The following is a 25,710-nucleotide window of genomic DNA, read 5'->3' as shown; positions in this document are numbered from 1 at the left end:
CCCGGCCTACCGGTCGCGGGTCGCGATCGCCCAGCCGGCCGCCGGCAGGCTCACCCGGTCCCCCTCGATCCGCCCGGGCCCGGCGGCGTGCCGCCATGGGCCCGCCGGCAGGTCGGTCTCGGCGGGATCGTCCGCGGCGTTCAGCGCGACCGTGACGCCCTCGTCGCCTTCCGCGGCCGTGTAGACCAGCACGGTGTTGGTCAGCGCCGTCACCGTCGTACGGGCGCGGACCAGCCACGGGTGTCGCCGCCGGAACCCGATGAGGTCCTGGTGGAGCCGGTAGTGGGGACGGCCCTGCCCGGACAGTCCGGCCGGGTCGTCGGGGAACGCGGGCCGGATCGCGTCGTCGCCGCCCTCACGCTCCTCCTTGATCCCGCGGAACGCCTGCTCGTCCCCGGAGTAGATCGCGGGGATCCCCCCGACCGTGCACAGGATCACCAGGGCGTGCTCCAGGTGCCGCGGGTCGTCCAGGCGGCTGGCGATCCGCGTGACGTCGTGGTTGCCGACGAAGGTGTACGGCGCGAAGGTCTCCAGCAGGGTGTTGTGCCGTTTCAGCGCCCAGGCCAGCTCGAACAGGTTGCGGTCGTTGAGCGAGCTCCAGATCGCCTTCCACAGCTCGTACTGGGTGACCGAATCGAGTCCGCCGTCGGTGACGTAGGAGGCGTAGTCGCCGTGGATGACCTCGCCCATCAGCCAGGCGCCGGGGAACCGCGCCCGGACCCGGCCGGTGACGGTGCGCCAGAACCGCGGCGGCACGGCGTAGGCGGCGTCCAGCCGCCAGCCGGACACCCCGCGCTCCAGCCAGTGCGTCATCACCTCGGTGACGTAGTCGGCGACCTCGGGCTCGTCGTGGTCGAGCGCGACGAGCCGGTGGTGGCCCTCGAAGGTCTCGTAGCCGCCGCCGGGCGCGGGACGGAACCAGGAGGCGTACCGTGAGCGCGGCCCGTGCGCGGCCACGTCGGCGAAGGCGGGGAAGCTCCGGCCGACGTGGTTGAACACCCCGTCCAGCAGCACCCGCACCCCGCGCTCGGACGCCCGCTCGATCAGCCGCAGCAGGTCCTGCTCGGCGCCCAGGCGCGGGTCGACGCGGAAATGGTCGACGGTGTCGTAGCCGTGGGTCTCGGAGGCGAACACCGGGCCGAGCGCCAGCCCGTTGCAGCCCAGGTCGATCAGGTAGTCCAGCCAGCCCGCCAGGCGGGACAGCCGGGGCACCGGCGGCGCGCCCGGCGGCAGGGCCCGGGGTTCGGCGCCCGTGAAGCCGAGCGGGTACACGTGCCACCAGATGGCGTGGTCGGACCAGTGCATGGCGGATCCCGTCAGTGGTCGGTGGGCCGGCCGCCCGGGCGGCCGGGAGGGGAAGGGTCGCCGGCGAGCCGCTCCATCAGCGCCCCGGCCAGCCGCAGCACCTGGCGTTCGGTGTCCGAGAGCCCGGCCATCGCCGAGGCCAGCCACGCGTCGCGCTCGGCCATGTCGTGGGCCAGCGCGGCGGTGCCCGCCGGGGTGATGGCCAGCACCGACTGGCGGCGGTCGCGGTCGTCCCGGATCCGGGTGATCAGGCCGGCGCGCTCCAGCTCGGCGAACACCCGGGTGAGGGACTGCGGCCGCTGGTACTCGGCGGCGGCGAGCTCGCCGGCGGTGGCCGGGCCGTGCCGGTGCAGGTGGCCGAGGACCCCGAGCTTGTTGGCGCTGAGCGCCCCGGGCGCGCGCGCCGCGCGCAACCGCCGCCCGAGCCGCGTCACGCCCTGCCGCACCTGCGCGGCGCCGTCCAGGAGGTCGGCGCCCTCATCCGTCGCGCTCACATTGTTACGCTATCACTTAGCATCTGGTCATGAGCGACAGGCCGATACGGCGTTCCTCAGCTCTCAACTCGTACGTATTTCGTACCGTTCGTTCCGGCTTCTCCGCCGCCCAGCGCCTCGATCCGGGCCTGACGGCGCTGCGGGCGACCGCCGTCGGCATGGCCGCGACCCTGGCGGCGTACGGGTCGGCGCTGCTGCTCGAGCACACCGCGCACCTGCACGTGGACATCCTCATCCAGGCGGTCGCGCTGACGCTGACCCTCTCGCGCGCCGGGTCCGGCACCGGCGTCGCCGACCGGCTCATCGCCCTGGCGGTCCTGCCGCCCCTGGCGGTCGCGGCTGCCGAGACCTCCCGGCTCATGGCCGGCCACCGCGTCGCCGGCGACGCGGTCTTCACCGTCCTGCTCGCCGCCACGATCGCGGTACGGCGATTCGGGCCGCGCGCGACCAGGGCCGGCACCCTCGCGGTGCTGCCGCTGGTCGCCGTGCTCATCGTGCAGGTGCCCGGGGTCCCGCCCGCCGGCCACGGGCAGGACCTGTGGGCGGCGCTCGTCGCGCTGATCGCCGCGTCGTGGGGGCTCACCGCCCGGTGGGCCGCGGAACGCACTGGGTTCACCCGCCCGCACCCCCCGGCGTACACGCCACCGGCCCGGGCGGGCGGCGGGCGGCGGCCGTCCGCGAGCACGCGCATGAGCCTGCAGATGGCCGGCGCCGTCGGCGCCGCCTTCGTCGCGGGTCACGCGGCGTTCGCCGAGCACTGGACGTGGGCGGTGCTCACCGCGTTCGTCGTGTGCAGCGGGGCGCGGGGCCGCGCGGACGTCCTTCACAAGGGCGTGCTGCGGACCGCCGGCGCGGCGGCCGGCACCGCGGCCGCCACGCTGATCGCCGGCACGTTCGGCGTCCACGACCACCGCACGGTCGTCGTGATCTTCATTGTCCTCGCCGCGGCGACCTGGCTACGGCATTTCGGGTACGCCTACTGGGCCGGGTGCGTCACCGCGGTCCTGGCCCTGCTCTACGGCTACTTCGGGCAGTCCGCCCCGGGCCTGCTGGGCACCCGCCTGGAGGCGATCGCCGTCGGCGCCGTCCTGGGCGTGGCGGCGTTCTGGCTGATCCTGCCGATCCGGTCCGCCGACGTACTGCGCCGCCGCACCGCGGACGCGCTGGCCGTGCTGGGGGACTTCCTGGCCGCCGCGCGCCGGGAACCGGCCCGGCTGGCCGACGACCAGGCCAGGTTCGACGCCGCCGTACGGCGGCTCGAGCAGATCGCCGGCCCGCTGCGGGCCCACCGCGCCCTCCACGGCCTCCACCACCCCGGTCGCTCCCATCCCGCCGACGCGATCGACGCCGTGCGCCGGTGCGCCGCGCCGGTCCACGCCATCGCGCGATGCGCGGCCGAGCACCACGCCGTGCTGGACGCGCCCGGTGTGCTCCGCATGCACGCCGCCGTCGCGGCCGACCTGACCCGGGCCCGCCTCGCGGTCGGGCGCCGTACCCTCCCCGGGCCGCCCCCGCCCGCCCGGGACGAGACGGTCCCCGCAGCGCCGGAATCCCCGGCCGACCGCGTACGCGCGGCGCTCACCGACCTCGACGCGGCGCTGCGGACCCTGCAGCGGATCTTCGTCCCCGCCCGTGGCTGAGACGCGACGGCGGCCGCGCGGCCCGTGCCGGTACGAGGATCCGCACGCGGAGGCGTCGGCGAGTCACCGGGCCCGCCTCTGGCATCATGACCGCAAGTCCGGTGAAACGGGCACGGAGCAGGGCGTCACCCGGCGAGCGCCCCGGAAGCGGGAGGTCGCTTGCTGCAGGACACGCGACGGCGTCGCGCGATCGGGCGCACGGCCGGCCTGATCCTCGCCGCCACGGCCGCCGTCCTGTGGGGAGTGGGCGGGGTCGCGGCCCAGGAGCTGTTCCACCGGCACGGCATCGATCCGCGCTGGCTGGTCGCCGTCCGCATGGCGGGCGCGGGGCTTCTCCTGCTGGCGGTCTTCCGCCCCGCCTGGCCGGGCCGGCACATCGGGCGGCTCCTCGTCCTGGGCCTCGTCGGCATGGCCGCGACCCAGTACACCTGGTTCGCGGCCATCGAGCACTCCGACGTCGCGACGGCCACGTTCCTGCAGTACAACGCCATCGCCATCACGGCCGGATGGCAGATGCTGCGCGGCGAGGTCCGCCCCTCGCCCGGCCGCCTGGCGGCGCTGGCGGCCGCGGGCGTCGGCGTGGCCCTGCTCATCCTGGGCCGGCGCGGCGGCCTCGCCGCCCTGCGGATCGGTCCGCTCGGCGTCGTGTTCGGCCTGGCGTCCGCCGTCGCCTTCGCGTACTACATGCTCGCCTCGGCGCGGATGGTCCGGGTCATCGGCTCCGGAGCGACCACGGCGTGGGGGCTGAGCATCGCGAGCGTCCCCATGCTCATCTGGGCCCCGCCCTGGCGGGCCCACCCGGTCGGCGACGCCGTCACCGTGACCGCCCTGACCGCGATCGTGGTCGTGCTGTCCACGGCGCTGGCCTTCAGCCTGTCCGTCACCGGCCTGCGCCACATCACGGCCACCGAATCGGCCATCGTCAGCACGATCGAACCGGCCGTCGCCGGGCTGGCCGGAGCGCTGTTCCTCGGCGTGCGGCTGCTGCCGTTGCAGTACCTCGGCGCGGCCCTGACCCTGGCCGCCGTCCTGCTCCTCACCGCCGCCGGCCGGCCCCCGGACGACCGGCCCGGCGCGCCGGGCCGCTGACGACCCGGCCGTCGGCGCCGCGTCGCGCCGCTGACGGCCCATCGGCCGCCGTCACCGGCGCGCGGCGGCCTCTCGCGCGGCCCGCAGCACGGCGTCGCCGACGCGCCGGCCGGCCTTACTCGGCCCGCAGGGCGGCCGCGATCAGGCGGGGATGCTGAGGGCGACCATGGCGATGTCGTCGTCGGCGGGCTCGTCGAACGTCGCGACCAGGCCCCGCAGGCGTTCCATCAGCGCCGGGGCGGCCAGGCCACCGCAGCCGGCCAGGAACGCCCGCAGCCCGTCCTCGCCGAGCCGGGCGCCGTCACGGTGGGCGTCGATCAGCCCGTCGGTGTACAGCAGCAGCGTGTCACCGGCGGCCAGCTCCAGGTGCACGTTGTCGTACACCGCGCCCTCGAGACAGCCGATGATCGGACCGCGCAGCTCACGGCTCTCCAGCCCGCCGCCGGCGCGCAGCACGATCAGCGGGGGATGACCGCCCGCGGCGATCGTGATGATCGCACCGGCCGGGCCCGGGCGCACGATCGCCGCCGCGGCGGTGCAGAACCACATCTCCGCGCCGCCGGACCCATAGACGGCCTGGTCCAGGGTGATCGCCGCGTCCAGCCCCGTCAGCATCCGCGCCGGGTTCGGGCGGGTGATCGCCTCGGTCCGCAGCGTGTAGCGGACCAGGGACGTGCGGCCGGCCGCCTGGGCGCCCTTGCCGACGACGTCACCGATGAACAGGCCCCACCGCCGGCCGTGCTCGTCGAGGGGGAACAGGTCGTAGAAGTCCCCGCCGATCGGCTCGATGGCCGGCTGGTAGTGCGCGGCGATCTCACAGTGCGGCATCTCGGGCAGGGTCGGGGGCAGCAGCGACCGCTGCAGGGCGTCGGCCAGGGCCGTCAGCTGCGTCCTGTCCCGCTCGGCGGTCTCGTGCACCGCGCGTTCGAGCGCGGCGGCGCGCAGCGCCGACGACCGCAGCTCCAGGTGCTCCATGGCCAGGGCCGCCAGGTCGCCGAGCACCGTCAGCTCCTGCGGGCCGGCCTCGCGCGGCCGGGTCCCCATGACGTTCACCGTCCCCAGCCGGTGCCCGTCCGGCGTCGTGATCGGCGCGGCCGCGTAGAACCGCACCCCCGTCTCGCCCGCCACCAGCGGATGCTCCCGTGCGTCCGGGTCCTGCGCGGCGTCGGCGACGGCGTACGGCCCGGGCCGGGACACCGCCTCGGCGCACAGGCCCGGCCCCCGGGGCACCTCCTCCACGCCCGGCAGCCCGTGCGCCGCCTTGAACCACACCCGGTCGCCGTCGACGATCGTCACGGTCCCGATGGGCGCGCCGAAGATCCTGGCGGCCAGCGCCGCGATCCGGTCCAGCGCCGCGTCCGGCGGGGTGTCGAGGATCCGGTAGCGGCGGACGGCCGCGAGCCGCGCCGCCTCGCCGGCCTCCTCGCCGGCGGGCGCGACCGGGGCCGGCGGCGGGACGCGGTCGGGGACCTCGAACGATTCCATCAGCCTGGCTCCCTGTGCCGCCCATCCGTGTGTGATCGACGAGTAATCATCTCGCATGCCCCAGGCACGCGCCGTCCGGGCGGGCCGTTCCACTATGCCCGATGCGAATCACCACCTCAGACCGGTCGACGGACCCGACGGCGCCGCGGTACGGGCGGGCGGACCGGCCGGTACGGCCCGGCACCGCCTGTCACTCTCGGTGACGAGAGGCGGCGGCGGGGCCGCCACGGCGGCCGCGCCCTACCGTGGGAGGCGACATGCGCACCATCAAGCACTCCGGCGTCCACGAGCTGGAGATCCGCCGGTCCCGGTTCATCTGTGCCCTGGCCCGCGTCGTCACCGAGGAGGAGGCGCAGGCGTTCATCGCCGGGCGCCGCCGCGCCCACCGCGACGCGAACCACAACTGCACCGCCTTCATCCTGGGCGAGCGCGGGGAGATCACGCGCAACAGCGACGACGGGGAACCGGCCGGGACCGCCGGCCCGCCCATGCTGGAGGTGCTGGGCCGCCGCGGCCTGACCGGGGTGGCCGCCGTGGTCACCCGGTACTTCGGCGGGGTCAAGCTCGGCGCCGGCGGCCTGGTCCGCGCCTACGGCCAGGCGGTCGCCGAGACGATCGACGCGGTCGGCGTGGTCGAACGCCGTCCCGTCGTCACCGTCACCGTCGCCGTCGGCCACGAGCGGGCCGGCCGGCTCCAGCGGGACCTGCACGCCTCCCCGTACCCGCCGATCGGCGCCCGCTACGGTCCCCGCGCCGAGATCGACGTCGCGGTGCCGGAGGAGGACCTCGCGGCGTTCGAGGCGTGGGCCGCGGCCGCCACCGGCGGACAGGCCGCGCTGCGGCGCGGCGCCCGCACCCTTGTCGACGTCGAGATCTGACACGGCCGCCGCGGGACCGCGGCCGCAGGAGCGCACGCCGCCTCGAGATGCCCCCGGCAAAACTGCCAGAAGATGTCAGGTATCGCCGGAATGATCGGCCCATCACCGACGAACGAAAGGGCGGCGTCACATGACCGCGATCGCCTCTTTGGCCATGTTCAACTTCGACTGCGCCGATCCAGGCGCGCTCGCCGAGTTCTACCACGAGGTCCTCGGCATGCCGATCACTCACCGCGAAGGCGACTACGCGATGATCGGCGACGGCGTGACCAACATCGGCTTCGGGCGCGTCGAGGGCTACCAGGCGCCGAGCTGGCCCGACGAGAACGCGCCCAAGCGCTACCACCTGGACCTGTACGCAGACGACCTGGACGAGGCCGAGGCGCGGTGCGTGAAGCTGGGCGCCTCCCGCCCGGACTTCCAGCCGGGCGAGGGACGCTGGCTGGTGCTGCTGGACCCGGCCGGGCATCCCTTCTGCGTCTGCCCGCGTCCCGCCTCCTCCTGACAAGGCCGCACAGGGGCCGCACAGGGGCCGCCTCCTGACGGCCGCCGCCTCGGCGCGCGAGTCGCGCGCCGAGGCGGCGCACACGCCGTGGCGGGTCAGGCGTCTCTCGCGGCACCGCCTACGGAGCGGCCGGCTGCTTCGCCGCGGCCGCCGCCGCGATCGTCGGCGGCGCGCTCCGCGGGCGCGCCGGCCGGGTCGTCCCGGCCGGTCAGGAAGGCGCGCAGGACCCGGTTGAACTCCTCGGGCCGTTCCAGGTTCGGCAGGTGCGCCGCCCCGTCGAGGACCGCCAGCCGCGAGCCGGGGATCCGCTCGTGCATGAACCGCGCGTCGGCCACGGGCGTGAACTCGTCCTCACGGCCGACCACGATCAGCGTCGGCACGCCGACGCGGGAGAGCAGCCCGGTGTAGTCGGGCCGTTCGGCCCGGCCCCGCAGCGCGGCCGCCGCGCCCGCCGGAAGGGCGCCGCGCATCATGTCCAGGACGTGACGGGCGACGTGGGGGAGCGCCTCGACGTTCGCCGGGGAGATCATCTTGGCCAGGTTCTCGCGGGCGTAGCCGTCCATGCCCTCGCGCTCGAGCCGGTCGGCCATCGCGTACCGCGCCGCCCGGCCCTCGGCGGTCTCGGCCTGGGCGAACGTGTCGGCCAGCACCAGCGCTCGCACCCGGCCGGGGAACAGCCGGAGGAACTCCAGCACGATCTGCCCGCCCATCGACAGCCCGCCCAGGGTGATCTCCCCGATCCCCAGGTGGTCCAGGAGCGCGGCGATGTCCTGCGCGAAGGTCCGCAGGGGAGTGGCACCCGGCACGACGGAGCAGGCCCCGTACCCGCGCAGGTCCGGCACGATCACCCGCCATCCCTCGGCCGCGAACGCGGCCGCCTGCGGCCCCCACATCGTCCGGTCGAACGGGTGGCCGTGCACCAGCACCAGCGGCTCGCCCGCGCCCTCGTCGTCGTAGCCCACCGTGATCCCGTTCACCGACGCCGAACCCACCACGGGCCCCTTCCTGCCTGCGCACACCGACTGCTCGATGCTATTGATCAGAGCATTCTCGGTGCAATAGGATCATTGCCCTCGGAGCAATCGAAGGGAATGCCCGATGGAGGACTACCGGCGCATCGCCGACACCATCGCCGCCGACATCACCGCCGGGCGGCTGCGGCCCGGCGACCGGCTCCCACCCCAGCGCAGGTTCGCCCGAGACCACCGCATCGCCGAGTCCACCGCCGCCCGCGTCTACCGCGAACTGACCCGCCGCGGCCTCGTCGTCGGCGAGGTCGGCCGTGGCACCTTCGTCCGGGCCGCCGCCCCCGTTCCCGGCCCCGCGCTCGCCGAACCCGCCGCCGCCCGCATCGACCTGGAGCTGAACTACCCGCTCGTCGCGAGCCAGGACACCCTGCTCGCCGGCGGCCTCACGCCCCTGCTCCGTCCCGACGTCCTGGGCTCGGCACTGCGCCCCTGCGCCGCCACCGGCACACCCGCCGCCCGCGCCGCGGCCGCCGCGCTCTTGAGCCGCCCCGGCTGGGATCCCGACCCGGCCCGCGTCCTGTTCGCCGGCAACGGCCGCCAGGGGATCGCCGCGGCCCTGGCCGCCCTCGTCCCACCCGGAGGACGCCTCGGCGTGGAGTCCCTGACCTACCCGGTCATCAAGGCCATCGCGGCCCGGCTCGGCATCACCCCGGTCCCGCTGCCCCTCGACGAGCACGGCCTGCGCCCCGACGGCGTCACCGACGCCTGCCGCGCCACCCCCCTGCACGCCGTGTACCTGCAGCCGACCCTGCACAACCCGCTCGGCCTCACCATGCCGCCCGCGCGGCGCGCCGAACTCGCCGCCACCCTCACCCGCCTGAACCTGACCGCCGTGGAGGACCGCATCTGGTCCTTCCTCACCAACGGGCCGCCGCCGCTGGCCGCCTTCGCCCCCGACCACACCGTCCTCGTCGACAGCCTGTCCAAACGGCTCGCGCCCGGCCTGACCGCCGGCCTCATCCTCACCCCACCCGCGCTCACCGACCGCCTCACCTCCGCGCTGCGGTCCGGTGCCTGGACCGCGACCGGATTCGCCCTGCAGGCCGCCACCCGCTGGATCACCGACGGCACCGCCGCCGTCATCGGCCAGGCCAAACGCGACGACGCCGCCGCCCGCCAGCGAATCGCCGCACGCGCCCTCACCGGCTTCACCGTGCACGCCGACCCGCACGCCTACTACTGCTGGTGGCGGCTGCCCGATCCCTGGCGCGCCGAGACGTTCGTCGCGGCCGCCGCCCGGCGCGGCATCGCCATCACCCCCGCGGCGGCGTTCGCCATCGGCCGGCCCGCCGCGCCCGGCGCCGTACGCCTCGGGCTCGCCTCCCCACCGCCCGACACCCTCGACCACGCGCTCACCACCCTGGCCGCCATCGCCCACGGCACCCCCGAGGACACCGTCGCCGAATGACGCGGGGAACCGCCGAACGCCCGCCCGGCGGAGATGCCCGAAGGCCCACCGGGTCGGGACCTTCGCCACTGCCCGCCCCCGGCCGCTGCCGGAGATCATCGACGTGGACCGATCACCCCGACAGGAGCCGCCCGATGAGCACCACCACGATCAGCACGCCACCGGCCAGGACCCCGCATCCGCGCACGGCGGCGTCCCGGCCCCGCCGGCCGGCCACCGAACTGCCGCCGGCCCGCCGCGTCCTGGCCGTGGTCGCCCGCCCCGGCGATGAGACCTGGTACCTCGGCGCCGTCCTGGACGCCTTCCGCTCCCGCGGCGCCCGCATCGGCGTGCTGTGCTTCACCCACGGCGAGAGATCCCCCTACAACGACTCGCTGTGCCGCCTGGAGACCATCCGCCCCTGGGAATTCGAAGCGGCCACCGCCGTCCTGCGCGCCGAGCACCGCACCCTGATCGACTACCCCGACGACGGGCTGAGCGGCCCCCCGATCGAGGAGCTCACCGAGCACATCACCCGCGTGATCACCGAATGGGACGCCGACCTCCTGCTCACCGTCGACGGGCGCGGCACCGAACGCACGACCGCCCGCGCGGCCGTCCACGCCGGACGCGAACGCGGCGTCCCGGTCCTGGCCTGGACGCTCCCGCACGACCTGGCCCGGGCGGTGCGGCACGCCGGCGGCCCGCCGATGAGCGGCGACCTGTACTCCCGCATCGACTTCGAGGTGCGGGTCGACCGGCGGGTCCAGCTGCAGGCCGCCCGCGCGCACCGCAGCCAGCACGACGGCGACCGCCCACAGCGCGCCCGCCTCGCCCTCCAGGGCGACCACGAGTGGCTGCGCCGGCTCCTGCCTCCCGCCCCCACCGCAGCCATACCGGCCGCCGATCCCGCCCGGAAGAGTTCGTGACGCTTCTGCGGAAGGTCTGGGAGCGGGCCGGCCGCTTCCCGATCCGCAGGCGTCGCGTCGATTCGTCGCTGGAGGCCGAGCGGGTCGCCAGCGGATGGCCCGCGACGCCGACGAGCAGCGCCGGCGGGAGGCGGATGCGGCCTGGCGGCGGGCGATGGAACACCAGGACAAGGCCGCCCGGGCCGCTGAGCGCGCCGGGGCCCAGCGGTCCAGCGCGCGGTGCGCACGCTGGCGGCCGCCGGCCTGGCCGAGACCATCCGCAGTCAGACCGGGCGGGCCTACTACACCCAGCGGCGCTGGGCCCGTAGCGCGCGGATCATGCAGTTGCGCGCGACCGCCCGCAAGCACCGTCGGGCCGACCACAGGGCTGAAGGCCGGGGCCAAGGACTCGTCGAAGGCCCGGTGGCAGCCCGGACTACCGGGAGCCCGCCCCAGGACGCGACTTGTAGAAGGACTCCTCCAGGTAGGCGGCCTCGTGCGGCTGGTAGGGCTCCTCCAGGTAGGCGGCCTCGTCTTCGTCGAGTTCGACGTCCACCGCGGCGACCGCGTCGGCCAGCTGGGCCGGCTTGGTGACCCCGACGATGGGCGAGGTCACCACCGGGTTGCGCATGACCCAGGCCAGGGCGACCTGGGCCGGGGACAGACCCCGCTTGCCCGCGATCTCGTGGACGCGCTCGGCCACTGCCTGGTCCTCGTCGCGGTAGAGGATCTTGCTGCCCTCGTCGGTCCCGGCACGCGCCGTGGCGGTGTCCCGGGCCCGCGTCAGCCTGCCCCGCGCCAGCGGGCTCCACGGGATCACGCCGATGCCCTGGTCGGCGCAGAGCGGGAACATCTCCCGCTCTGCTTCTCGGTGGATGAGGTTGTAGTGGTCCTGCATCGACACGAAACGGGTCCAGCCGTTCAGGTCAGCCAGGTACAGGGCCTTGGCGAACTGCCAGGCGTACATGGAAGAGGCTCCGATGTAGCGGACCTTCCCGGACTTGACCGCGTCGTGCAGCGCCTCGAGGGTTTCCTCGATCGGGGTGTCGTAGTCCCAGCGGTGGATCTGGTACAGGTCGATGTAATCGGTGCCCAGTCGCCTCAGGGAGGCGTCGAGCTCGGCGAAGATCGCCTTGCGGGACAGCCCGGCGCCGTTCGGGCCGGGGCGCATCCGCATCCAGACCTTGGTGGAGAGAACGACCTCCTCGCGCCGGGCGAAGTCCTTGACCGCCTGGCCGACGATCTCCTCGCTGCTTCCGGCGCTGTACCCATTGGCCGTGTCGAGGAAGTTGACGCCGCTCTCGAGGGCCTGGTTGATGATGTCCCGGCTGGCGTCCGCGCCCAGCGACCAGGGCTCGCCGCCCCGGTCCGGCTCGCCGAAGCTCATGCAGCCGAGGGTGATGGCGGACACTTCCAGTCCGGTCGTTCCGAGTTTGATGTATCGCATGCTTCGGAACCTAGGAGTTGGAGCGCGCTCTAACGCAAACCCCCCTCGCGGGTCCGTCGCCACGACCGATCATCGCTCGATCACTAAGAGATTCCGCTGGTCCGGGCGGCGGTATCGCGCCTCACCGGGTCGAACTCGTCGGCCTCGAACGCGACGACCGCGCCGCGGGCGGCCGCCGCCGGTTTCGACCCCGCCATGGTCCGGATGACGACGTCCCCGCCGCTGAGCGCGAAGTTCACCGGCCACACCGCCGGCAACGCCCGGTCGGTGAACACGATCCGGCCGATCGGGACGGCGCCCAGCAGCGCCAGGCACTCCTGCCGGCCCAGGACCTCCAGGCCACCGGAGTCCAGCACGACCTCACTCGGCACGGGGCTCACGGCCCTCGGCCGCCTTCAGCTGCGCCACGAACGCGGCCGCCTGCGTCCGGCGGCGCATGTCCAGCTTGGAGAACAGGTTCGACACGTAGTTCTTCACCGTCTTCTCCGCCAGGAACAGGCGCTCGCCGATCTGCCGGTTCGTCAGGCCCTCACCGATCAGCTCCAGGATCTGGCGTTCCTGCGTCGACAGGGCCGCCAGCGGATCCTTGCGGGTCTGCCGCTCCCGCAGCCGCTGCAGCATCTGCGCGGTGCTGCGCGGATCCAGCAGCGACTGCCCGGACGCCACCGTCCGCACCGCGCTGACCAGGTCCGACCCGTGGATCTGCTTGAGCACATACCCCGCGGCCCCGGCCATCACCGCGTCGAACAACGCCTCCTCGTCGGAGAAGGACGTCAGCATCAGGCACGCCACCTCCGGCAGCCGCGACCGGACCTCCCGGCACACGCTGACACCGTCACCGTCGGGCAGCCGCACGTCCAGCACGGCCACGTCCGGGCGTGCCGCCGGGATCCGCACCAGCGCCTGCTCGGCGGTGCCCGCCTCACCCACGATCTCGATGTCGGACTCGGAGGACAGCAGCGCCGCCACCCCCCGCCGGACCACCTCGTGATCATCCAGCAAGAACACCCGGACGGTCATTCCCGCCTCGCCTCCGCTCTCCTGCAGACGCCCCACGCTAGGCACCGATCCCGCCCGGACGGCAGGGCGGCACGCCCCCGAAACCGAGGACCAAAGACCCTTCCTGCGCCGGCACCCGCCCCCGCAGCCCCGCCCGGTGAGGGCCCATGGCCGCGCCGCCGCGGGCCGTTGGTCCCTGCCCCGTCCCGTACCCGCCTGATGAGCTGAAGACGACCAGAGGAGGTCCCCATGCACGACCAGACCGGAACCGGTCCCCTGATCGTCGGCGTCGACGGCTCCGAGGAGAGCCTCACCGCGGCCGAGTGGGCCGCCGAGGAGGCACGCCTGCGCGACGTCCCGTTGCGCATCGTCCACGTGTTCGTCCTGCCGATGCCGTACGCGCCCCTGGGCGCGCCCATCCTCGGCTCGGAACTGAACTACCTCAGAGACTCCTCCGACCAGGTCGCCCGCACCGCCGAGCACCGCGCGCGGGCCCGCGCGCCCGAGGTCACCGTCGAATCGGTCGTCCTCGAAGGCTCACCCGTCCCCGTCCTGCTCCAGCAGGCCGCCCACGCCTCACTCATGGTCGTCGGCTCCCGGGGACTCGGCGCCGTCGGGACCGTGCTCGTCGGCTCCACCGGCGTCGAACTCGCCGCCCGCGCCGCCTGCCCCGTCGTCGTCGTACGCGGCCGCCCGCACAAGGCGCAGCGGATCGTCGCCGGCGTCGACGGCTCCACCGCCTCCCTGGACGCCCTCGCCTACGCGTTCGAGGAGGCGGCGCTGCGCGGGGCCGAACTGACCGCGATCCACGCCACCGACGACGCCACCGGCGACGCCGACCCGGGCATCACCGAGGCGATCGAACGGTACGGCCGGCGCTTCCCGGACCTGCCCGCCGACCTCGTCACCATGCCCGGCCACCCCGCCGAAGCCCTGATCAACGCCTCCACCGGCGCGGACCTGCTCGTCGTCGGCTCCCGCGGCAGGGGCGGCTTCCGCGGCCTGCTGCTCGGCTCGGTCAGCCAGACCGTCCTGCACCACGCCGACTGCCCCGTCGTCGTACGCCGCTGACCCCCGGCCCCTGGGACGAACCGGGCGCAGTGGGGAACAACGCCGGGCGAGGGACGGCGCGCTTCGGTACCGTGATCACTTCCGGATGCTGACCGACACGGGCCGAAGGAGTCGTCATTACCTCGCCACGCAGCCTGGTGCTCTCCGCGTTCACGGCATTCGCCGCGTTCGGCTCGTTCTGGGGGGTCTGGGGCGCGTCGGTGCCCCGGGTCCAGGACCAGGCCGGAGTCACCGACGGTGAGCTCGGCTTCGCCCTGCTGTTCGTCGGCGCCGGCGCCCTGCCGGCCATGATGCTCATCGGCCGGGCGCTCGACCGCTGGGGACTGCGGGTCTCCGCCGCCGTCATCGCCCTGCTCGGCCTCGTCGGCGCCGCCCTGGCCCTCACCGCGGTCGACCTGCCCTCCCTGTGCGTCGGCCTCGCCGTCGCGGGCGCCTCCAGCGGCGCGGCCGACGTGGCCATGAACGCGGTCGCGGGCCGGGCCGAGAAGACCGCCGGACGGCCCGTCATCACCCGCGCCCACGGAACCTTCTCCGCCCTGGTCGTCCTCACCAGCCTGGCCACCGGCGCCGCCTCCGCCGCGTCCTGGCCGCTCGCCGTGCCCTTCGCCGCCGTCGCCGCCCTGTCCGTCGCCGCCGGCGCGGCCCTGTTCATCGCCCTGCCGGCAGGCGCCACCGACACCGCAGGCGCCGCCGCCGACGGCGCCGAGGAACGGTCCACAGCGCCGGGACCGGCCGTGGTCACCCGGTCACGGCTTCTTCCCCTGCTGCTCATCGGGGTGCTGGGCACGCTCGCGTTCGCCAGCGAGAACGCCCACCAGAGCTGGAGCGCGGTCTTCGCCCAGGACGAACTGCACGCCGGGGCGTGGCTCACCACGGTCGCCCCCGCCGTCTTCGCCGGGACCGTCGCCATCACCCGGTTCTCCCTGGGCGGGCTCGGCGACGCCCACGCCCGGACCGTCCTGCTCGGCGGCGCCGTCACCGCCGCGCTCGGAGCGCTGGTCATCGCGGCCTCCCCGAACCTGCTCACCGCCGCCGTCGGGCTCGTCCTGGGCGGTGCCGGGACCGCCGTCCTGTTCCCCACCCTCCTGGGCGTCGTGTCCCGCAACGTCGAGGAGGCCTACCGGGGCCGCGCCACGTCGATCGTCGGCACCGTCTCCTACATGGGCTTCCTCCTCGGCCCGGTCTACGTCGGCCTGTGGGCCGACGCCACCGGCCTGCGCGGCGCCATGGTCGCGGTCGCCGCCCTGGCCGCGGCCCTGACGGCCCTCACGCCGCCGCTGCTGCGCCTCAGCGGGTTCACCGCCCCGGCGGCCGCGCACCCGGCCCCCGACCACGCCGACGCCTGACCCCACCGCGCCCACCGCCCTATGCTGGCGCCGTGGATGATCTCGCCGACGCCCGTGTCGAAGCCGTTCTGTTCGACTTCTCCGGCACCCTGTTCGACGACACCGGGGTACTGGACCCGGCCTCCCTCACCGCGGCCGCCGCCCGCCACGGCGTACGCCTCGACCCGGCGACGGCCGCCGACGTGATCCGGCGGACCCTGCGCCACGTCGACTCGCCCGAGGGCTTCGCAGCCCGCGAAGGATGCGACCTGTCACCGCAGGCCCACCGCACGACCTGGACCACGCTGATCGCCGACGCCGGCCCGTTCGAGCCCCCGCTCGTCGAGGCGGTCTACGCCTGCCTGACCGACCCGCACGCCTGGCGGCCCTACCCCGACACCGTCCCGGTGCTGCGCGCCCTGCGGGACCGCGGCGTCCGCACCGGAGTGCTCAGCAACATCGGCTGGGACATCCGCCCGGCGTTCGCCCGCGCCGGCGCCCTCGACACCCTGCACACCGTGGTGCTGTCCTGCGAGCACGGCATCGCCAAACCCGACCCCGCGCTGTTCACCCTGGCCTGCGAACGCCTGGGCGCCCCTGCCGGGCGGGTCCTGTACGTCGGCGACGACCCCGTCAAGGACGGCGCGGCCGTACGCGCCGGCCTGCCCGTCTACCTGCTGCCCAGCGAACGGTCCGCCGACACGGCCCGGGGCCTGGCCGCGGTCCTGCGGCTGGCCCGCTGACCGGTCCCGGTCCCGCCTGGCCGCCACGAACCGGTACGCCACCGGCCCCGGCCGCCGCGCCTGGTCATGGAGGGCGGCCACCGGGCCGGCCGGGCGGTCAGGGACGCGCCAGCACCTTCCCGAAGCACCGCCCGGCGGCGAGACGGCGCAGGACCGCCGGCAGCTCCCGCAACGGCACCTCCGCCGTGATCAGCCGCTCCACGCCGAGCCCGTCCGGAAGCTCCGACAGGGCGCGCAACGCCACCGTGAAATCCTCGGGCGTCGTACCGTAACTCCCGCCCACCCGCACCGGCCGGCCCCGCCACGACACCGCCTCCACCCGCTCCCCGCGCCGTACCCGGTCCAGGTCGCAGTCCAGGCCGGGCAGCCGGTCACCGGCGGCCGTACCCCCGTACAGCATCACCAGCCCGCCCGGGCGGACCAGCCGCAGCGCGTGCTCCAGCAGCTCCGGCAGCACGAAGCTCGTGGCGATGACCACGACGTCGTGCCCCCCGGCCGTCCCCTTCACCGGCCCGGCCGCCCCGGGGGACTCGGACAGCGGCACGCCGCCGCCCCCGGGCAGCATCCGCCGCGCCGCCAGGAACGCGAGCCGGTCGGCGTCCCGGTTCGCCAGCAGGACGCGGGCGCCGCCGGCCTCGGCCAGCCGGGCGATGAAGACACCCGCCGTCCCCGCGCCCAGCACGCACACCGACGCGCCCCGCAGGCCGGCGCCGCCCCGGTGCCGCCGCGTCATGGTCAGGCAGTGCGCCGCGCACGCCAGCGGCTCGGCGAACACCAGACGGCGTTCGACGACCCCGGCGGGCGCCAGCGGCAGCGCCCGCGTCAGCGCGTCGGCGTCCCCGCCCACCCACATGGCGCGCGCGAACCCGGGTCCCCGCGCGACGGGCACGTTCGGGTCCAGGCAGACCCGCGCGCCCACCGGCAGCCGCGGCGTCGAACTGCGCGCGACGACCCCGACCAGCTCGTGACCGAACTGGCTCGGCCCCGGCCGCCGCCCGGCGATCTCCTTCAGGTCCGAGCGGCAGACCCCGACGACCAGGGGCTCGACCAGGACCGTCTCCGCGCCGTCCGGGCGGCGGGGCCGGGCCCGCGACAGCCGCGGCCCCGACCCCGTCAGTTCCACGCTCAGCGGACCCGGCGCCGCCGGGCCTGTTCCCGGGACCGCGCTCACGTCCGCAGCGTCTCCAGCGCCTCACCGAACCGGTCGGCGATCAGGCCGGCGTCCTCCACCGACAGCACCAGCGGCGGCCGCAACTCGATCACGTTGCCCAGGCCGTGCTCCGACACCCGCGTGATCACCGACCGGTCGTACAGGGCCTTGTTCAGCGCGGTGGCCAGCCTGGGGGAGCGGGCCCCGTCCGGCTCGACCAGCTCCACGCCCAGCATCAGCCCCACACCGCGCACGTCCCCGACGCACGGGAAGTCCGAGCGCAGCGCCCGCAGCCGCTCGAGCAGCACACCGCCCGACGCGCGCACCCCGGCGAGGAACTCCGGCCGGCGCACCTCCTGCAGCGTCACGACCGCGGCCGCCGCCGACAGCGTGTGACTGCCGTAGGTGAACCCGTGCATCGAACGCGGCATCCCGACCAGGCGCTCCTCGGTGAGGATCGCGGCCAGCGGCAGGCCGCTGCCCGTCAGCCCCTTCGACACCGTCATGATGTGCGGCTCGACACCGAAATGCTCGGCCGCGAACAGCCGGCCCGTACGCCCCAGGCCCGTCTGGTTCTCATCGAAGATCAGGATGATGCCGCGCTCATCGCAGAACTCCCGCAGCCGCCGCAGGTAGCCCGGGGGAGGGACGACGTTCCCGCCCACCCCGCTGATCGGCTCGATGATCATCGCGGCGACGCTGCCGGAGCTGGCATAGGTGAGGAAGTCCTCGATGCGGTCCACGCACCACATCCCGCACCGGTCCGGCGTCTGCCGGTAGAAACACCGGAAACAGTACGGGTCCGGGACGTGCACCGCACCCGGCAGGTGGTACGGGAACGGAGCCCGCATCCGCGACGTCCCGTTGTAACTGGCCGTGGCCATGCTCTGCCCCAGATGCCCCCGGAACGGCACGATCACGTCCCGCCGCCCCGTCACCCACTGAGCGATCTTGATGGCGCCCTCGTTCGCCGTCGACCCGCCCGAGCTGCGCAGATTCACCCGCGTCAGCCCCGGCGGGCTCAGCTCCACCAGCAGCTCCATCACCCGGTCGGTCGGCTCGGTGCGGAACGACGAACTGGCGAACACCAGGTCCTCCAGCTGACCCCGCACCGCCGCCAGCACCGCCGGATGGTTGTGCCCCAGCACCAGGTTGAACGTCCCGGCCACGCAGTCCAGGTACTCCCGGCCGTTCTCGTCCCAGACCCGCACGCCCTCACCGTGCACCAGCCGGACATCGCCCAGCTCGTAGTACGCGAACGCCTGCGCGCCGGCATCGGCGCCCATCAGGCCGCGCCCAGGCTCGTGAGCTGCGCGGTCACCCACGCCTCCAGCGTCCACGGCCGCGCCGTGTCCCGCCGCCGCCGCGCCGCCTCCGCCCGCTCGGCCGGCCCGGCCAGCAGCCCCGCCGCGATCGCCTCGGCCTGTTCGGCCAGATCGAAGGGGTTCACCGTCCGGCACACCGGCCCCAGGATCTCCGCCGCGCCCGCCATCTCCGACAGGACCACGTCGGCGTCCCGCTCGTTCACCAGCGGCGCCTCGAACACGCTCAGGTTCTGGCCGTCCACCGTGGAGTTGAACACCAGCAGGTCCGCGCGCTCGAAACACCCGAACGTGTGACCGACGTCGTTGTCGCAGTGCGTCCGCACGGTGTCCGCGCCCAGCTTCGCGTTCGCCTCGGCCACCGCCGCCTCCACCCGCCGCCGGTAGGCGTCGTTGGCCTCCACGTACAGCCGGTTCGGGTTCATCCGCACCAGCATCCGCGTCCCGCGCAGCCGCTCGTTCGCCTCCACCGCCAGGACGAACGCCCGTACGGCGCGCTCGGCGTTCTTGATCGGATCGGTGCGGCCCGAATGCACCACCAGCGGCCGGTCACCGGCCCACTCGGCGATCCCGCCGGGCAGCCGCGCGTCCCGGCGGTGCAGCGTCTCGGGACTGTACCCCAGCGGCTGCGTGCACACCCGCGTCACGTGCCCGCCCCGCCGTACGGTGCCGGCGGCCGCGTCGACCTCGGCGTCGGGCAGCAGGTCGGCCACGCACGCCAGGAAGTTCGCCGACCATCGGCGCGCGAAGAACCCGATCACGTCGGCCGCCAGCATCCCCTCCAGCACACCCGTCCGTACCTCCTTCGGCAGGATCCGCCAGTAGTCCGCGGACGGCCAGGGGATGTGCACGAACAACAGGATCGGCGCGTCCGGCCGCCCCGCCCGCAGCCGCTGCGGCACCCGCACCAACTGGTAATCGTGGACGAGGAACACCGGATCCGGCTCACCCTCCGAACGCCGCAGCAGCTCCCCGGCGAAGTCCTCGGTGAACTCCCCGAACCGCTCCCACGCCGCCCGGGTCTCCGCCCCGAACGACGGCCGCGTCCACCGGTCCCAGCCGTAGTTGTTGCCCGCCCACATCAGCTCGGCGGTGAAGAAGTCCTGCACCACACGGAACGTCTCACGGTCGTGCCGCAACTGGTGCAGCCGCACCCCGCGCCCCGACGGCAGCTCGATCCGCATCCCCTCGGGATTCTCCAGCGCCGCACGATGGTCCGCGTCACTGTCCGCGCTCACGATCCACGCCACGTCCAGGTACCCGGCCTGCTCGGCGACCACGTTCCCGGTCCCGCCGGGCGCCAGCCACGCGCGCAACGCCCCGGTCTCCGGATCGGGCGCGTAAGTGACGACCGCGCGCTTGCTGGCGAGGAACACCCGCTTGCTCAACTCTCACTCCTTCACGGGTCGGGGGGCGGGGACGACAGGAGGCCCACCGGCGGCGAACGCCACCGGGGCCAGGCGCCGGGCGCCCTCGTCCACATCGACCGGCCACAGACCGGCCAGCTCCGGCAGGCCCGCCGCCTGCTCACTGTGCAGGCAGGCGTTCCGCGGCCGGCACGCGTACGCCGTGCCCGCCTGCGCGACGGGACGGACCAGGCCCTCCGGCAGGCCCAGGCCCGCGGCGATCCGGCGCGCCCACGCGTACCGCGACAGCCGCTCGGGCCCGGCCAGGTGCAGCACTCCGGTCCGCCGCGTCCGGACCAGCTCCGCCGACCAGGCGGCGACATCGTCGACCAGCACCGGGGTGTTCCAGTGGTCCTCCGGGGCCTCCACCACGCGTCCCGCGCGCAGCGCCCGCACGCACGTCGTGAAGTAGTTGGGGCGGTGCCCGTCGGGATCCCAGCCGTAGACCAGGCTGACCCGCAGCACCAGCGCCGACCCGGTGTCCAGCAGCGTCCGCTCGGCCGCCAGCTTCGCCCGGCCGTAGGCGTTGGCGGGCGCGACCTCGTCGGACTCGCCGTAACTGTCCCGGGCCCCGGGGAAGACGTTGTCCGTCGAGATCAGCAGCATCGGCAGCCCCCCGGCGGCGGCCGCCAGGTTCACCGCGCCCGCGCCGTGCGCGGCCATCGCCTCGTCCGGATGCCGCTCGCACCAGGTGATGTCGGACGGGCCGTGCACGAGGACGAGGGAGTCCGGCGCCACGCGGCGCACCAGATCCCGGCACGCCCGCGGGTCGCGCACGTCGAGCTCGCACCACCGCAGGCCCGCGGCGGACCGCGCCGCCGGCGGCCGCCGGGAGCACAGGACCGCCTCACCGCCGAGCGCGCGGATCCGCGCGCCGATGTGCCCGCCGAGGTAACCGCTTCCCACGACCATCGTCAGCACCCCGGGACCTCCCGCGCGCCGCGCGTGGCGTTCCTCTCGAGGCCTGGCCGGCCGGCGCACCCGGCGCCATCAGATCTGCGCATCAGCTCACATCATTGACAAATCTGACGTTTGCCAAACACAGCCATCAAAAGGTTATCGTGCGCCCCATGAGGGTACCTCCGACACATTTGGTCGATCTAAGTAAGGAAGGAAGATGGCCGTAAACGGGCATATCGTTCGTGACCGCATCCCTCTCTCCACGACCCCGTCGGCCCTCCAGGTCACCCACGAACGCCAGGACACCTACCGCATCCACGTCACAGCGGATCCGCACAAGGCCCTCCAGGCGATCCTCGACGAACTCGACGGCCGCCGCGCCGCCGTCATCACCGAACGCACCGTCGCCGCCCTGCCGCCCTACGACGACCTCACCCGCACCCTCCAGCAGCACGGACTGCTCCTCGGCACCATCGCCGTCCCACCGGGGGAGCGCAGCAAGACCCTCGACACCGCCTACCTCCTCCTCGACTGGCTCTCCCAACTCGACCTCGCCCGCCGCGACGTCATCATCGCCCTCGGCGGCGGCATGATCATCGACACCGTCGGCTGGGTCGCCAGCGCCTACATGCGCGGCGTCCCCTACATCAACGTCCCCACCACCCTCCTCGCCCAGGTCGACGCCGCCATCGGCGGCAAGGTCGCCGTCGACCACAACTCCGCCAAGAACCTCGTCGGAGCCTTCCACCAGCCACGCGCCGTCATCTCCTGCCTCACCCACCTAGACACCCTCGACACCAGGCAGACCAGCGCCGGCCTCGCCGAAGCCGTCAAAAAAGCCGTCATCGCCTCCCCGGAGTACTTCGACTTCATCGAGACCCACGCCGACGACCTCCTCCACCACCGCCTCCCCGCCACCGAAACCCTCGTCCGCGCCGCCGGCGCCATCAAATCCCAGCTCGTCGGCCGCGACCCCTACGAGAACGACCTGCGCCGCCCCCTCAACTTCGGCCACACCGTCGGCCACGCCGTCGAGACCACCACCGGATACGGCCCCGTCCTGCACGGCGAGGCCGTCGCCTACGGCATGGTCATCGCCGCCGACATCTCCCGCGCCCGCGGCCTCCTCGACCCCGCCACCGCCGACCGCATCACCCACCTCCTCACCGCCCTGAACCTCCCCGTACGCCTCCACCAGCTCCGCGCCGAGCCCCCCATCGACGACGTCCTCGCCGCACTCGGGAAGATCCGCCAGATCCGCGACGGCAGCCTCCGCTTCGTCCTCCCGCTCGAACTCGGCACCACCCTCATCGTCGACGACGTCACCGAAGACGAGGTCCGCGCCGCCCTCCTGCGCACCACCGCCGACGACCTCCCGGCAGGCCGCCCATGACGGCACTGTGGGCCGCCGACGCCGGCGGCACCACCACCACGGCGATCCACCCCGGCACCCACGCCATCACCACCTACGGCCCGATCAACCCCGCCTCCACCGGCCCCGACACCGCCGACCGGACCCTGCGCACCCTCCTCCACGACATCGCCCGATCCCTCGACGGAGCACCCGCGACAGGATGGCTCGCCACCGCCACCGTCGACCTCACCGACCCCGGCACCGAACCCGACCGCCTGCGCCGCCTCGCCCGCGACGCCGGCCTGCGCGGCCACCTCCTCCTGTCCAACGACGCCCTGCCCTGGCTCGTCGCCCCACCCCTGGGCGGCCGCGGCGTCGCCCTCGTCTGCGGCACCGGAACCGGCTTCATCGCCGCCGGCGACCACCCCCGCCTCGCCCGCACCGGCGGCTGCGAATACCTCGGCAGCGACGAAGGCAGCGCCTACGACCTCGGCATCGCCGGACTCCGCGCCGCCGTACGCGCCGACGACGGCAGGGGACCGGCCACCACCATCGGCGCCCGCCTCACCGCCGCCCACGGCCACACCCCCGCCGAACTCGCCCGCCGCCTCGCCGCCACCGCCTTCCCCAAAGCCGCCATCGCCGCCCTCGCCCCCGCAGTCACCGCCGCCTGGCTCGACGGCGACGAGGTCGCCACCGCCCTCATCACCGCGGCCCTCGACGAACTCGTCCTCGGCGTCCGCGCCGCCCGCGACCGCGCCGGACTCACCGGCCCCCTCACCGTCGCCGCCGGCGGGGGAGTGCTCCGCGAATGCCCCCCGCTCCGCACCGAACTCGACCGCAGACTCCGCACCGAACTCGACGCCGGCCACGTCATCCCCGTCACCGAACCCGTCGCCACCGTCCACGCCGCACTGCACCACACCCTCAGCGACGGACCACCCCGCCCACCCGACGGCCCCGCCGGCACCGCCACCTGGCTCATCGACCTCGACCCGCCACCACACCGCACCCCACAACCGCCACCACCGCACCCCCGCACCGGCGACCCCCAGATCACCATCGGCCTGTGCCTCGCCGCCTGGGGCGGCACCGACCTCACCACCGCCCTCCAGCACGCCACCCACATCGGCGTCCACACCGTCGACCTGCCCACCGACACCACCACCGGGCTACTCGACCTCACCCGCTGGTCACACGACCCCGACTACCGCGCCGACCTGCGCACCGCCCTCACCGGCGTCACCGTCGGCTGCGTCTCCAACAGCCGCGACACCCAGCTCCTCCTCGGCCCCCACGGCCCCCACACCGACCCCGTCCTGCACGGCACCCCCCAGGCCAAACACGACCACGCCCTCCGCCACGCCCAGGACACCATCCGCCTCGCCGCCGACCTCGGCGCACCCCACGCCCGCCTCATGCTCGGCGTCCCCGACCTCACCCGCTGGCTGTCCTGGTGGCACAGCACCGTCACCTGGGACGACAACATCACCGCCTGGTGCGAACACGCCCACCCCATCCTCACCCTCGCCGCCGAACACGGCATCACCCTCCTCATCGAACCCCACCCCAAACAGGTCGCCTACGACCGCACCAGCACCCGCCGGCTCCTCGACGCCGCCGCCCGCACCGAACCCCGCGCCACCGTGCAGATCTGCCTCGACCCCGCCAACCTCGCCGCCACCGGCCACGACCCCGTCGACGCCGTACGCGGCTGGGGCACCGACCTCGGCGCCGCACACGCCAAAGACCTCCAGCGCCACACCACCGCCCACCCACCGACCGGCACCGGCTGGTCCCGCTACGGCCCCGGACCCGCCATCCGCTTCCGCGCCCTCGGCGCCGGCGACCTGCCCTGGCCCGCCATCGTCGCCGCGCTCCTCGACGAGGACTTCCACGGCGTCCTGTACGTCGAACACGAAGACGCGCTCCTGCCCCGCGAACAGAGCGTCCACGTCTCGACCCGGCTCCTGCGCGACCTGCTCCCACAGCACGCCCCGCAGGGCCGCACCTGGTGACCACCCGCAGGAGGACCCGATGACCCTGCCCGACGTACGCGCGGCACTGCTCGCCGGCGGCCTCGGCGAACGCATGGGCCACCTCACCGACACCCTCTGCAAACCCCTCGTCCCGTACGCCGCCTCCTGCCGCCTCGTCGACTTCAGCGTCGCCAACGCCGCCCGCTCCGGCGTCCCCGAGATCGTCCTGCTGTCCCTCCACCGCGAACGCGACCTCATCGACCACCTCCTCACCCACTGGGACGGCAGGGGAGTGCGCATCAACTTCGGCCCCCACGACCGGCTCATCCGCTCCGGCGCCCTCACCGCGGGGGAGACCCTGCCCCCGCGGCCCCCCGAATCCGGCACCGCCGACGCCCTCCTGGGCAACGCCGAGTACCTGTTCGCGCCCGGTGCCCGCGACGTCCTCATCCAGCACGCCGACCACGTCTACGTCCACGACTACGGGCCCATGACCGCCGCGCACCGCGCCGCCGACGCCGACGTCACCATCGGCGTCCAGCGCATCGAACGACGCTTCGTGCACCTGTTCGGCATGGTCGACGTCGACGACGACCTGCGCGTACGCCGCCTCGTCGAAAAGCCCGCCGAGCCGACCTCCGACCTGGTCTTCACCGCCTTCTGCCTCTTCAAGGCCGACGTCCTGGAGGAGGTCCTCACCTCACTGGCCGCACTCGGCGACGACGGCTGGCAGCACGACATCAGCCGCGACGTCCTCCCGCTCATGATCCGCGAAGGCCGGCGCGTCCTGGCCCACCCGATCACCGGATACTGGGCCGACATCGGCACCGTCGAGCGCTACCACCTCGAACAGCTCAAACTCCTCGACCGGCCGTTCCCGCTCCCGCCCGAAACCCTCCCGCGGACCCTCGCCGCCACGGCCCCGCGCTACCGCCCCGAGCACGAAAGCCTCACCGGCACGGACGTCACGGTCCCGCCCGGCGCGTCCGTCCGCTCCAGCCTGCTGTTCCCCGGCTGCGTCATCGAACCCGGCGCCGAAATCGACCGGTCCGTGATCCTGCCCGGAGCGACCGTACGCGCCGGAGCGCGCCTGGAAGACACCATCGCCGCCACCGGCGAGGACGTCACCGGCACCCGCACCGGCCTGGCCCACCTGCGAACCGGCGGGGCGCCGTCCCGATGAACACCGGCATCGAGCGCGCCCGCGACTCGCCCCGGGGGAGGGGCCGCGCAACGCCACCTTCGAACACGCCGACGCGCAGGCCCACCGCTTCCCGCAGGAGCGCTTCGATCCT

Annotated in this window: 23 protein-coding genes; 12 read left to right on the top strand and 11 right to left on the bottom strand. The window is 74.4% G+C overall.

What is annotated here, in order from left to right; all coding sequences use genetic code 11:
• Positions 1-6: 6 nt before the first annotated feature.
• Both NDW01_RS28560 and NDW01_RS28555 read right to left on the bottom strand, forming a co-directional pair.
• Positions 7-1,305, bottom strand: a complete 1,299-nt coding sequence (locus NDW01_RS28560) for an alpha-amylase family protein (protein ID WP_252826337.1) — start codon at positions 1,303-1,305, stop codon at positions 7-9.
• 11 nt (positions 1,306-1,316) lie between these two features.
• Entirely contained in the window at positions 1,317-1,799 is a 483-nt protein-coding gene (locus NDW01_RS28555; RefSeq protein ID WP_252826335.1) for a MarR family winged helix-turn-helix transcriptional regulator, read from the bottom strand.
• A 29-nt stretch (positions 1,800-1,828) separates the two neighbouring features.
• On the opposite strand from NDW01_RS28555, the gene NDW01_RS28550 reads away from it, so the two are divergent.
• Complete coding sequence (locus NDW01_RS28550) at positions 1,829-3,439, top strand: FUSC family protein (protein WP_252826322.1); 1,611 nt, start codon at positions 1,829-1,831, stop codon at positions 3,437-3,439.
• A 159-nt stretch (positions 3,440-3,598) separates the two neighbouring features.
• Positions 3,599-4,528, top strand: coding sequence for an EamA family transporter (locus NDW01_RS28545; RefSeq protein ID WP_252826319.1), 930 nt, complete (start codon positions 3,599-3,601; stop codon positions 4,526-4,528).
• 141 nt (positions 4,529-4,669) lie between these two features.
• Here NDW01_RS28545 and NDW01_RS28540 read toward each other — a convergent pair whose 3' ends face one another.
• Positions 4,670-6,013, bottom strand: a complete 1,344-nt coding sequence (locus NDW01_RS28540; RefSeq protein ID WP_252826291.1) for a PP2C family protein-serine/threonine phosphatase — start codon at positions 6,011-6,013, stop codon at positions 4,670-4,672.
• A 257-nt stretch (positions 6,014-6,270) separates the two neighbouring features.
• Here NDW01_RS28540 and NDW01_RS28535 point away from each other — a divergent pair, with 257 nt between their 5' ends.
• On the top strand, positions 6,271-6,891 hold the full coding sequence (locus NDW01_RS28535) for a YigZ family protein (protein WP_252826289.1): 621 nt from the start codon (positions 6,271-6,273) through the stop codon (positions 6,889-6,891).
• Positions 6,892-7,021: 130 nt separating this feature from the next.
• A complete protein-coding gene (locus NDW01_RS28530) occupies positions 7,022-7,396 on the top strand; it encodes a VOC family protein (RefSeq protein WP_252826278.1) in 375 nt (124 codons plus the stop codon).
• 95 nt (positions 7,397-7,491) lie between these two features.
• Here the strand turns inward: NDW01_RS28530 and NDW01_RS28525 are convergent, their stop codons facing one another.
• Complete coding sequence (locus NDW01_RS28525) at positions 7,492-8,388, bottom strand: alpha/beta fold hydrolase (protein ID WP_308211794.1); 897 nt, start codon at positions 8,386-8,388, stop codon at positions 7,492-7,494.
• 106 nt (positions 8,389-8,494) lie between these two features.
• Here NDW01_RS28525 and NDW01_RS28520 point away from each other — a divergent pair, with 106 nt between their 5' ends.
• The gene (locus NDW01_RS28520) at positions 8,495-9,832 is read left to right on the top strand and encodes an aminotransferase-like domain-containing protein (RefSeq protein ID WP_252826276.1); all 1,338 of its coding nucleotides are present in this window, start codon (positions 8,495-8,497) and stop codon (positions 9,830-9,832) included.
• Positions 9,833-9,966: 134 nt separating this feature from the next.
• Entirely contained in the window at positions 9,967-10,740 is a 774-nt protein-coding gene (locus tag NDW01_RS28515) for a PIG-L deacetylase family protein (RefSeq protein WP_252826274.1), read from the top strand.
• A 415-nt stretch (positions 10,741-11,155) separates the two neighbouring features.
• On the opposite strand, the gene NDW01_RS28510 is transcribed toward NDW01_RS28515, so the two are convergent.
• The 3 genes from NDW01_RS28510 to NDW01_RS28500 all read right to left on the bottom strand — a co-directional run bounded on the left by NDW01_RS28510 (position 11,156) and on the right by NDW01_RS28500 (position 13,186).
• The gene (locus NDW01_RS28510; RefSeq protein WP_252826271.1) at positions 11,156-12,166 is read right to left on the bottom strand and encodes an aldo/keto reductase; all 1,011 of its coding nucleotides are present in this window, start codon (positions 12,164-12,166) and stop codon (positions 11,156-11,158) included.
• 83 nt (positions 12,167-12,249) lie between these two features.
• Positions 12,250-12,546 (bottom strand): pyridoxamine 5'-phosphate oxidase family protein, encoded by a 297-nt coding sequence (locus NDW01_RS28505; RefSeq protein ID WP_308211793.1) that lies wholly within the window; start codon positions 12,544-12,546, stop codon positions 12,250-12,252.
• A complete protein-coding gene (locus NDW01_RS28500) occupies positions 12,527-13,186 on the bottom strand; it encodes a response regulator (protein ID WP_252783423.1) in 660 nt (219 codons plus the stop codon). The genes NDW01_RS28505 and NDW01_RS28500 overlap by 20 nt, the downstream gene beginning before the upstream one ends.
• 228 nt (positions 13,187-13,414) lie before the next feature.
• Here NDW01_RS28500 and NDW01_RS28495 point away from each other — a divergent pair, with 228 nt between their 5' ends.
• The 3 genes from NDW01_RS28495 (at position 13,415) to NDW01_RS28485 (ending at position 16,304) form a co-directional block, all read left to right on the top strand.
• Positions 13,415-14,236 carry a universal stress protein gene (locus NDW01_RS28495; RefSeq protein WP_252826269.1) on the top strand — a complete coding sequence of 274 codons (822 nt, stop codon included), beginning with the start codon at positions 13,415-13,417 and terminating at the stop codon, positions 14,234-14,236.
• A 137-nt stretch (positions 14,237-14,373) separates the two neighbouring features.
• On the top strand, positions 14,374-15,582 hold the full coding sequence (locus NDW01_RS28490) for an MFS transporter (RefSeq protein WP_252826267.1): 1,209 nt from the start codon (positions 14,374-14,376) through the stop codon (positions 15,580-15,582).
• A gap of 32 nt (positions 15,583-15,614) precedes the next feature.
• A complete protein-coding gene (locus NDW01_RS28485) occupies positions 15,615-16,304 on the top strand; it encodes an HAD family hydrolase (RefSeq protein WP_252826264.1) in 690 nt (229 codons plus the stop codon).
• 97 nt (positions 16,305-16,401) lie between these two features.
• On the opposite strand, the gene NDW01_RS28480 is transcribed toward NDW01_RS28485, so the two are convergent.
• Genes NDW01_RS28480 through NDW01_RS28465 form a run of 4 tightly spaced genes read right to left on the bottom strand, consistent with a single transcriptional unit; the run spans position 16,402 to position 21,094 of the window.
• The gene (locus tag NDW01_RS28480; protein WP_252826262.1) at positions 16,402-17,475 is read right to left on the bottom strand and encodes an alcohol dehydrogenase catalytic domain-containing protein; all 1,074 of its coding nucleotides are present in this window, start codon (positions 17,473-17,475) and stop codon (positions 16,402-16,404) included.
• Positions 17,472-18,740 carry an aspartate aminotransferase family protein gene (locus NDW01_RS28475; protein WP_252826260.1) on the bottom strand — a complete coding sequence of 423 codons (1,269 nt, stop codon included), beginning with the start codon at positions 18,738-18,740 and terminating at the stop codon, positions 17,472-17,474. The genes NDW01_RS28480 and NDW01_RS28475 overlap by 4 nt, the downstream gene beginning before the upstream one ends.
• A complete protein-coding gene (locus NDW01_RS28470) occupies positions 18,740-20,164 on the bottom strand; it encodes a trehalose-6-phosphate synthase (protein ID WP_252783429.1) in 1,425 nt (474 codons plus the stop codon). Before NDW01_RS28470 ends, NDW01_RS28475 begins: the two co-directional genes overlap by 1 nt.
• 3 nt (positions 20,165-20,167) lie before the next feature.
• Positions 20,168-21,094 carry an SDR family oxidoreductase gene (locus NDW01_RS28465; RefSeq protein WP_252827162.1) on the bottom strand — a complete coding sequence of 309 codons (927 nt, stop codon included), beginning with the start codon at positions 21,092-21,094 and terminating at the stop codon, positions 20,168-20,170.
• Between the two features lie 205 nt (positions 21,095-21,299).
• On the opposite strand from NDW01_RS28465, the gene aroB reads away from it, so the two are divergent.
• The 3 genes from aroB to NDW01_RS28450 are packed head-to-tail and all read left to right on the top strand — an operon-like array spanning position 21,300 to position 25,598.
• Positions 21,300-22,475: a 3-dehydroquinate synthase gene (gene aroB / locus NDW01_RS28460; RefSeq protein WP_252826258.1), complete on the top strand. Its 1,176-nt coding sequence runs from the start codon at positions 21,300-21,302 to the stop codon at positions 22,473-22,475.
• Positions 22,472-24,454: a TIM barrel protein gene (locus NDW01_RS28455; RefSeq protein ID WP_252826240.1), complete on the top strand. Its 1,983-nt coding sequence runs from the start codon at positions 22,472-22,474 to the stop codon at positions 24,452-24,454. Before aroB ends, NDW01_RS28455 begins: the two co-directional genes overlap by 4 nt.
• A gap of 19 nt (positions 24,455-24,473) precedes the next feature.
• The gene (locus NDW01_RS28450) at positions 24,474-25,598 is read left to right on the top strand and encodes a sugar phosphate nucleotidyltransferase (RefSeq protein ID WP_252826238.1); all 1,125 of its coding nucleotides are present in this window, start codon (positions 24,474-24,476) and stop codon (positions 25,596-25,598) included.
• The last annotated feature ends 112 nt before the right edge of the window (positions 25,599-25,710 follow it).

This window comes from Actinoallomurus soli, from assembly GCF_024055715.1.
Lineage (GTDB): Bacteria > Actinomycetota > Actinomycetes > Streptosporangiales > Streptosporangiaceae > Actinoallomurus > Actinoallomurus soli.
Note: the sequence above shows the minus strand (reverse complement) of the source record. Positions and strands in the feature narration are given on the sequence as shown.

Excerpts from the sequence above, each read along its gene's own strand:
- NDW01_RS28455 (WP_252826240.1), top strand. The coding sequence starts at position 22,472 with ATGACGGCACTGTGGGCCGCCGACGCCGGCGGCACCACCACCACGGCG.
- NDW01_RS28465 (WP_252827162.1), bottom strand. The coding sequence starts at position 21,094 with ATGGTCGTGGGAAGCGGTTACCTCGGCGGGCACATCGGCGCGCGGATC.
- NDW01_RS28535 (WP_252826289.1), top strand. The coding sequence starts at position 6,271 with ATGCGCACCATCAAGCACTCCGGCGTCCACGAGCTGGAGATCCGCCGG.
- NDW01_RS28540 (WP_252826291.1), bottom strand. The coding sequence starts at position 6,013 with ATGGAATCGTTCGAGGTCCCCGACCGCGTCCCGCCGCCGGCCCCGGTC.
- aroB (WP_252826258.1), top strand. The coding sequence starts at position 21,300 with ATGGCCGTAAACGGGCATATCGTTCGTGACCGCATCCCTCTCTCCACG.
- NDW01_RS28450 (WP_252826238.1), top strand. The coding sequence starts at position 24,474 with ATGACCCTGCCCGACGTACGCGCGGCACTGCTCGCCGGCGGCCTCGGC.
- NDW01_RS28475 (WP_252826260.1), bottom strand. The coding sequence starts at position 18,740 with ATGGGCGCCGATGCCGGCGCGCAGGCGTTCGCGTACTACGAGCTGGGC.
- NDW01_RS28550 (WP_252826322.1), top strand. The coding sequence starts at position 1,829 with ATGAGCGACAGGCCGATACGGCGTTCCTCAGCTCTCAACTCGTACGTA.
- NDW01_RS28530 (WP_252826278.1), top strand. The coding sequence starts at position 7,022 with ATGACCGCGATCGCCTCTTTGGCCATGTTCAACTTCGACTGCGCCGAT.
- NDW01_RS28560 (WP_252826337.1), bottom strand. The coding sequence starts at position 1,305 with ATGCACTGGTCCGACCACGCCATCTGGTGGCACGTGTACCCGCTCGGC.
- NDW01_RS28500 (WP_252783423.1), bottom strand. The coding sequence starts at position 13,186 with ATGACCGTCCGGGTGTTCTTGCTGGATGATCACGAGGTGGTCCGGCGG.
- NDW01_RS28495 (WP_252826269.1), top strand. The coding sequence starts at position 13,415 with ATGCACGACCAGACCGGAACCGGTCCCCTGATCGTCGGCGTCGACGGC.
- NDW01_RS28515 (WP_252826274.1), top strand. The coding sequence starts at position 9,967 with ATGAGCACCACCACGATCAGCACGCCACCGGCCAGGACCCCGCATCCG.
- NDW01_RS28520 (WP_252826276.1), top strand. The coding sequence starts at position 8,495 with ATGGAGGACTACCGGCGCATCGCCGACACCATCGCCGCCGACATCACC.
- NDW01_RS28510 (WP_252826271.1), bottom strand. The coding sequence starts at position 12,166 with ATGCGATACATCAAACTCGGAACGACCGGACTGGAAGTGTCCGCCATC.